Origin of the sequence: Vibrio sp. Vb0304 (assembly GCF_033338995.1) — a bacterium.
Taxonomy (GTDB): domain Bacteria; phylum Pseudomonadota; class Gammaproteobacteria; order Enterobacterales; family Vibrionaceae; genus Vibrio; species Vibrio alginolyticus.
The window spans coordinates 1-1284 of record NZ_JAWOTT010000179.1 but is presented as its reverse complement, the minus strand read 5'-3'; the positions used below and the strand labels follow the sequence as shown (position 1 = coordinate 1284).

Sequence of the window (1284 nt, the reverse complement as noted above, 5' to 3'; positions counted from 1 at the left end):
TGAACATGTTCGTGATCTCGCCAATGAGTACAATGAGCTTTATGTGGTGACCGGACCGATTTACCAAGGTAACGAAGGAACAATCGGTAATGGTGTGGCGATCCCGAGCGCATTTTACAAAGTCATTCTTGATCCAAGCTTTGATGAAGCCATTGCGTTCATTGTCCCGCATCGTGATGTTTCAAGCTCTGAGTTAGCCAACTTTATTACCACCATTGACGAAGTTGAACGTCAAACTGGATTAGACTTTTTTGCTCAAACGCCAGATAGCATCGAAGACAACATGGAATCAGTAAAATGGGAAGAGATGTGGCCAACCAACCAGTAATTGAGTGACTATCGCGATTCTTAAACCGCAATAAAAAAGCGCCTGAAGTAGGCGCTTTTTTATAATGTTCAACCACATAGAAACGATAGCTTAGTGCGGAGAGATGTTAGATAGACACTGAATGTGAATCGTAATCTCTTCACGGTCATGATACAGATGCTTCGCTTGCAGCTTGAATTTCACCTTGTTCTCAATCAAGAACATTTTTAGATTTTCAAGATCTTGCAGTACTTCATCGTAACGACCTTTCATTGGCAATTTCAGGTTAAAGATGGCTTCTTTCGCCCAACCTTTAAGCAGCCATTGGCCCATAAGATGTGCCACGCGAGCTGGTTTCTCAACCATATCACACACAATCCAAGTCACGTTCTTGCGGTCTGGTTCAAACTTAAAGCCATCCACCATGTGGTGCTTAATCTGACCCGTTTCCATCAAGCTGTCTGCCATCATGCCATTATCAACACAATGAACGAACATAGAACGTTTCACTAATTGGTACGTCCAACCACCTGGACATGCACCTAAATCAACGCCCCACATGCCTGGCGCTAAACGCTCATCCCACTCATCTCGCGGAATAAATACGTGGAAAGCTTCTTCCAGTTTTAGCGTAGAACGGCTTGGGGCGTCTGCTGGGAATTTCAAGCGAGGGATACCCATAAAGAACTGCGAGTTGTTGCCTGGTAGTGAGTAACCCACATAACAATGACCCGGTGCGACAAAACAGATGTGTAGCACTGGCTTCTTCGCATTGTCTTTATTCCACATCAAACCTTTACCACGCAACGCTTGGCGCATTGGTACGGTGAACTTGCGGCAGAACTTCAATAGCTCTTTTGCTTCGTTCGTGTCTGGCGTTTCGATACGTAGATCGCCACAACGTGGGAACGATTCAAACTCTGACAGCTCGGCAAGGATTGGGCTGATGCGGTCTTCACTTGGCAGCGCTTCAAACT

General features: G+C 45.5%; 2 protein-coding genes. One reads left to right on the top strand and one right to left on the bottom strand.

Annotated elements, in window-relative coordinates; translation table 11 throughout:
• The coding region (locus R7P35_RS24780; RefSeq protein ID WP_318093017.1) for a DNA/RNA non-specific endonuclease at nt 1-328 on the top strand (328 nt) is incomplete at its 5' end.
• A 90-nt stretch (nt 329-418) separates the two neighbouring features.
• Here the strand turns inward: R7P35_RS24780 and rlmM are convergent.
• The coding region (rlmM, locus tag R7P35_RS24775) for a 23S rRNA (cytidine(2498)-2'-O)-methyltransferase RlmM (protein WP_318093015.1) at nt 419-1284 on the bottom strand (866 nt) is incomplete at its 5' end.